The organism is Polaribacter sp. (assembly GCF_965656025.1).
Lineage (GTDB): Bacteria > Bacteroidota > Bacteroidia > Flavobacteriales > Flavobacteriaceae > Polaribacter.
Genome location: NZ_CBFHJT010000003.1, coordinates 75,034 through 81,752 on the forward strand (window position 1 = coordinate 75,034; position 6,719 = coordinate 81,752).

A 6,719-nucleotide genomic window follows, 5' to 3' on the forward strand; every position below is an offset into this window, starting at 1 on the left:
CGTTTGTAGTTCGTCTGAATTTGTTTTAAAAAAAACACGCAGAAAAAAGTCAGAAATTATAGTAATAAATTCTGAAAAGAAATGAAAAAGCATATAAAACACATATGCTGGTATGGCAAATATTTTAAGAACTTCATTGGCGTAAATTCTAAAGATTGCTTTTGGTAAAAATTCTGCAGTTATTAAAATAACTATGGTAGAAATTATAGTTTGAAGCAGTAAAACAGAAAACTCATTATAGCTTTCTAAAGGTAAAATTCTTATTAAAAACTTACCCATATAGTAACTGTAAATTACCAATGATATATTATTACCTACTAACATAGTGGTAATAAATTTTGATGATTTCTGGGTGATTTTATTTAAAATTTTAGGAATAAAACCTTCCCGTTTTTTTTCTAACTCTATATGAAGTTTGTTGGCAGAAACAAAAGCTATTTCCATTCCCGAAAAAAATGCGGAAAGTAAAATGGATAGGAATATAATTATGAGTTCAATTTCCATTCAGAAAATTATAAACTATTTGTTTTGATTTTGATTTTGTTCGTTTCTTTTCTGCACTTTTTTTCTAAAATGTCTTTTAAAGAAGAACACTAAGGTAATAAAAATTGCAAAGCCTAAAAATAGATAAGCCCTACTTCTTTCTGTGTTCCAGCGAACAATACCTTCTACTACACAAATAAATGCAACCATTAAATATCCGTACTGAAAAAATTTCCAAAGTCTATTCATCTTAATTATCTTTTGTTTCTAATACAATTGTTGTTTGTTTTGCAAGATGTTTGCTTAAATCTTCTTTACACTCAAAACCAATCCCTGTAATAGTATCATTTTCTTTATACAAAGTAAAAGGTTTTTCAGATACAAAATATTTTGTTTTCTGATCCCAAAACATTTGTATTGTTTCTAACCTAGATTTATCTTTATGGTTTATTACCACCACATTTCCTTTAATTTCTGAAACTTCTGTTTTAGAATAGGTTAATGCGTAATTACCAGTTATGGTAACAGAGTCTTGCTCATTATTTGTAAAGTTAATAATTTTTACGCCTTTAGGAAACTCATTATAAGGATGTTTTTTTCTATTGCTAAAATCTAACAATAATGGTGTAATTAATTTTGATGTTATTTTACCAGAATCTTTGTACACATGATATGCTTCTTTAGCTTTACCTATTGGTAAATTTTGTTCTTTTAAAAGATCACTTACTTCCTCTGAATTATTAGAGCAAGAAAAAAGCATTACTGTACAAAAAATTACAGTAATGCTTTTTATTAGTATTTCTTTATAGCTTATCAAAAAACTACTTATTTGGTATTCTTACGGTTTCTCCAATCCAACATTTAATGGTAAACTTACCTCCTGGTGTTGCAGTTGCATTAAAAATATCTTTTTTACTCGGTACGTTTTGTTTGTAAATACTGATATATTTTCTTGCTTTAGAAGAAATACTTGGGTCAACTGCTGCAGCTTTTCTTGCCATGTTTAAAGCAGCTACATATACCATTCTTTTTTCAAATAAATTATCACCACAATTGTTTACACTTGCTTGGTAAAGTGTTGCAATAAATAAATATGCTCTACCCGAGTTTGGATCAAAACTTAAAGCTTCTCTTGCTAAACTTCTTGCCTTACTATATTGCCCTCTATCTTTTGCTGATTGAGCAAACTTTAATTTATACTTTGCCTTTTTTAAAGGATCTGTTTCTAAGTTAAATGACTTTTCTCTCATTGCTGTTGCACCTACAGAATCGCCATTATCTTCTAAAACATTAGCTAAAAATGAATATGCTTCTGGAGATGGTGATGCTTCTGCAAAGGCTCTCACTAATTTTTCAAACAGTGGATCTGATTGACATCCTTTGTTAAACATTCTAGATACTGCTCTTTTTAACCAAACTGAGTTTGATTTGTTCGCTTCAAAATCTCTTTGATATAAAGGAACTAAACGTTCACAAGTTGCAATTTCTGTTATAATTCTATCAAATTGTACTTCAATTGAACCTAATGCTTTAGAGTTAATTTTATAGGCTCTTAATCTTCTTAAACCTTTTTTATCTAAATTTACAGAATCTGCTCTATATTTTTTAATATTTACAGCATATGCATCTAATTTTTTTCCTACCGATTCTATAACATCATCATAAGTATCAAATACTTTTTGCGGGTTAGTGTCTTTATTTCTATCTGTAACTCCTTGAAAATAAATATATAAATTTTTAACTCCCATTTTTGTTGGGTTTATGCTATATCCTTTTTCTAAAATTGCAAAAATCTCATCATCTGAAGCCAATTTATTTTCATATAAATAGGTAGCGTAATCACTATGTACTTTTGCAGGATCTACGTCTGGAAAATATTGTAATCTTTGTTCATAAACTCTTTTTGCCAAAGCCGGGTCTTTTCTTACATCTTCTGCAATTGTAGAACCATATTTATAAATATTTACCGACAAATCTTTACAATTGTCCATAAGGAAAATCCAATTTTTGTAAGCATCATCATACTTTTTAGATTTAAAATCACCATTAAAAAGATTGTATTTTATTTCACAATCTCTTTTTGTAACCTGTGCATTTGTTTTTACTGATGCTATAAGTAACATTGCAGTTAATAAAAACGTAATTTTCTTCATTTTAATAGTTTTATATGTTAATCAATTTTTCTTTTCCTAAACCAAGTATCACTTAAAGATAAACTAAGTCTAAAGTTAAAATAATTTTCTTGTATTAAATTATTTGATATTGTACCTCTTTTGCCATATTCTAAACCTAAATTAACGGTAGACAGTTGCTTTAGTGGTAAACCTAAACCAAAAGACATGCCAAAGTCGTTTATTGATGTAAAATTAGTTGAGTTGCCACTACCATCTATAGATAAACCTACCTTTTCGAAACGCAAACCTGCTCTGTATGTTACTCTGTCCCAATAGCTTGAAATAGAGTTTATTTTTGGCAGATAGAAGCCACCAAGAGAGAATCTATTAGAATTTTCGTATCTGTAAGCATTGTTTGTAATATTAAGTGTTCCTTCTGTTTCAAAAGCATCTTGACTCTCGTATTCTAAACCTACATACCATTTATTGTATTTACCAATACCTACACCAAGAGTAGATTTTAATGGTAATACATATTTACCAGAAATTACATTTGTAGCAATGGTATCTCTTGGTGATTCACCACCACTTGCACCAATTGATACCGAGTATAGATAATCATTACCCTCTACATTTAAATTATTACCTAATTTTAAGGTAGCACCTGCATCTAAATGCAAATTATTTTTTAATGGCTTTATATATTGTGCTCCAAAGGAAACGGAACCACCTCTAATTGTGTTTGTTTCTTTGTATTTGGTTGCTAAACTTACATCTGCTCTTTGGTTTGTAATAGAATTCTCTACATTTCCAAAACTAAAATCAGCTTCGATACCTAATGCGAATTGTTTGGTTAACATCATACCAAAACTACCATAAACTCTGTTTACACCTCCATTACCATCATACAATGTGATTGCCTGTAAATCTCCATTTGCTTCAAAATTATTATCAGACAGAGAATAACCAACTGAAGAAATTGGCTGTAAACCAAAAGAAAACCCTGCTTTTTGACCAATAGGAAAACCCAATGCTATGTAATTTAAACTAGTACCGTTAGAAGTTTGTTTGGTATCTGTTGTTTTTACAGTTAAATTATTATTTAAAACTCCAATTGAATAGGTTGTTTGCCTTAAAAAAGCATTTGCAGCCGGATTTGTAAAGTTTAAATATTTGTAGTGGTTAAAAGCAACTCCTATGCCACCCATACTATTTTGCTCTACAGTTCTTGGACTGAATTCTTCACCAATACCAAAAAAAGAATAAGGTGAAGAACTTGTTCTTTGTGCTAATAAAGTTGTAGAAGTAATCAGTAATAAGGTTACTAAAATCTTTCTTATCATTTGCTTATGTTAAGTTTCAATATTTCATTCAATCCTAATAGGAGAAAATTTTGATTGGCAAATATGCTACTTTTTAATTGTTTTGACAAGAAATTTATGTCTCCTCCTGTTAAAACTATTGTTAAATCAGAATATTTTTGTTTGTATTGAGATATTACACCTTCAATCTCTTTAGTTACACCATTTAAAACCCCAGAAATTATACTTTCATTTGTATTTTTACCAATAAAACTATCTAATTTATTACTATTTAATAAAGGTAAGTTTGCAGTAAACTTTTCTAATGCTTTATAACGCATTTGAATTCCCGGAGAAATTGCACCACCCAAATACTCTAAATTACTATTTACAAAGTCAAATGTAATACAAGTACCAGCATCTATAACCAAAACGTTTTTGTTTGAAAATTGTTTTACAGCAGCAGATACTAATGCAATTCTATCTACTCCTAAAGTTTTTGGGGTCTTATATAAATTAGTAAATGGAACTTTTAATTTTGATGAAACCACAAGTATTGGAGCCATTTTTTCTATTTGCAGTATTTTTTTTTCTGAAATTGAAGCTACATTAGATATAATTATATGTGAAATTGACTTTTTTTTTATAATTTTTTTAATTTCTGAAATAATATTTTTCTTATCAAAAATCAATAATTCTAATTGCTTATCTTCTTTAAAAACAGCAGCTTTAACTCTTGTATTACCTATATCTATTATTAGATTCATTGTTCAAATTTAGATAAAAATTAAAAAAGATTACATTTTTTTTTAATTTTCTTTAGCAGATGTAAAAAAACATTTTATATTTGCATCCGCTAAGGCAATGGTACCTTAGCTCAGTTGGTAGAGCAAAGGACTGAAAATCCTTGTGTCCCTGGTTCGATTCCTGGAGGTACCACTTAAAAACCCTGTAAACTCAATGTTTATAGGGTTTTTTGTTTTTAGGGTGCTAAATAGGGTGCTAATAAAAAAAACCGTCATAATAAATTACAACGGTTTACAATATGTATTTTATTACCATAAATAAAATTATGGAGCTGCCGTACCAGAACCTAAATACACACTATTAGATACTTCTTTACCGTCAGAAGAAACAAAAGCCATAAATAACTCTAATGTATCCCCTGCATAAGATATAGGTATAGAAACTACATCTGAACCAATTGATCTATCTGAACCATTAAGAATGGAAATTGATTCTTTTTTACTTGGGTTATAAACTAATAACATCGCTTTATCTGTTGTATTAGCATTACTATCTACTGAATTATCATTCCAAGTAAAAGTAACTTGTTCTGGAATTGAAATATCAAAAGCGCCATTTACGACATTTGACAAATTTCCTCTACTCAACAAAGCCAATGAATAATCAACTGTAAAATTTGGTGCAGTACCTGTAATTGCATTTTTTAAAACATAAGACATTGCAGCATTAAAAGCTGTCTTTTTATATGCAAAACCTTTATAACCTAGATTTAAGAAAGCCTTATTCGGTTGTAAAAACTCAATTGTTGCACTAAACTTGTTTCTTTGATTTACTTGCCCTTCTGTTCTTGGATTCGCAACACTTGAAGGTTTGATTCTTAAATAATCAATTCCTTTCCAACTACCACCGATAACGTTTCCTACTTTACCCGATAATCCTCCTAAAATTCCTTGAGATATTTTTCCCATTACTACTATTTATATTTAAAATTAATATTCAACATTGGATTTGGTACGGATTTGTTACGGATTTTATACTAATATAATTAAAACTAATGTTTTTTGCTTCAACAATAGACACTATCAATATCTTTTACTTTCTTTTACCTCTTTTTACTTAGCGAAATGAAACAAACAAAGAATTTTGATAAAGAAACTAAATGAATTTAGCAGGATTTTTGTGCAGTTGAATGAGATAAGGAAAAAGTGGTGTTATATCGTTTTAAAAGACTGAGAAACAGAGGCTGGTTTTAAGCGCGGAGTTTATCATTCTTTTAAAATGTTAGCCCAATGGCGATTGAATGATTTTTTTTGTTTATATTTAATTTCTTTTTCAAGGGTCATATTAATGACCTTTCATAGCAATTTTTTACCCACCTCTCTACGATGTGGGTTTCTTTTAACTAGATTATAAAATATAAAAGACGTAGTACCTAGTGCGTGGGCAGAAGCGAGAATAAGTGTAAAGACTTTTTATTTGTGCTTTCTAATTTTATTGAGGTTTTATTAAAAGTGAATGCCTACTATTTGTTATTTTAATGAATTAATTACCCTATTAAATAACTACTCCAATTTACTCTAAATGCATTTACTTTTAGTGAAAACGGTTACTACTTATTTTCTTCACAAATAAAAAGTTTTACTCTTATTGGCTTTTTTTGATTTTATATGTGCTTTATAAATTTTCTTTGATTTTCTTGGTTTAATTAGATAGTACCTACCCTTCATTTAAAGTTGCCAAAAGCACTTATAAAAACAATGCAACAAAGACGAATTGTTATTAAAATATCTAAATATTATTATTAATATCCTATGTGCGCGTTGGATGTGTGGCTATTTTACATAATGGCGTTATAGTGCCTGTAGTTTACGAAAGAGCAGTATAACTGCGCATTATGTAAATATAGCTTTGGGGAGTTTTGTGTTTTATGAAAACAATAGCAGAGATTGCTTTTTATAGTTGTGTTTGAGTGTGCGAAAAGACAAGCTTTAAAATGCAAGTACATTTAGAATATTAAAACGCTAAACTTTGGAGGGAAAGCGGAACAACATAAAAGACAGAGGTTTTTGAGGTA

Annotated in this window: 6 protein-coding genes and 1 tRNA gene; 1 reads left to right on the plus strand and 6 read right to left on the minus strand. The window is 29.1% G+C overall.

The features are described 5' to 3' along the window. The 5 genes from ACTG3S_RS01190 to ACTG3S_RS01210 all read right to left on the minus strand — a co-directional run. The coding region (locus ACTG3S_RS01190) for a CNNM domain-containing protein (protein WP_439127549.1) at window positions 1–504 on the minus strand (504 nt) is incomplete at its 3' end. A gap of 229 nt (window positions 505–733) precedes the next feature. Then, complete coding sequence (gene lptC / locus ACTG3S_RS01195; RefSeq protein ID WP_439127550.1) at window positions 734–1,300, minus strand: LPS export ABC transporter periplasmic protein LptC; 567 nt, start codon at window positions 1,298–1,300, stop codon at window positions 734–736. Between the two features lie 4 nt (window positions 1,301–1,304). Continuing rightward, window positions 1,305–2,636 (minus strand): tetratricopeptide repeat protein, encoded by a 1,332-nt coding sequence (locus ACTG3S_RS01200; RefSeq protein WP_439127551.1) that lies wholly within the window; start codon window positions 2,634–2,636, stop codon window positions 1,305–1,307. Window positions 2,637–2,653: 17 nt separating this feature from the next. Then, complete coding sequence (locus ACTG3S_RS01205) at window positions 2,654–3,940, minus strand: hypothetical protein (protein ID WP_439127552.1); 1,287 nt, start codon at window positions 3,938–3,940, stop codon at window positions 2,654–2,656. Then, complete coding sequence (locus ACTG3S_RS01210) at window positions 3,937–4,665, minus strand: type III pantothenate kinase (RefSeq protein WP_439127553.1); 729 nt, start codon at window positions 4,663–4,665, stop codon at window positions 3,937–3,939. Before ACTG3S_RS01210 ends, ACTG3S_RS01205 begins: the two co-directional genes overlap by 4 nt. Before the next feature lie 99 nt (window positions 4,666–4,764). Between ACTG3S_RS01210 and ACTG3S_RS01215 the strand changes: the two genes are divergently transcribed. After that, window positions 4,765–4,837 (plus strand) — tRNA-Phe (locus ACTG3S_RS01215). 131 nt (window positions 4,838–4,968) lie between these two features. On the opposite strand, the gene ACTG3S_RS01220 is transcribed toward ACTG3S_RS01215, so the two are convergent. Next, a complete protein-coding gene (locus tag ACTG3S_RS01220; protein WP_439127554.1) occupies window positions 4,969–5,613 on the minus strand; it encodes a DUF6266 family protein in 645 nt (214 codons plus the stop codon). Window positions 5,614–6,719: the final 1,106 nt, after the last annotated feature.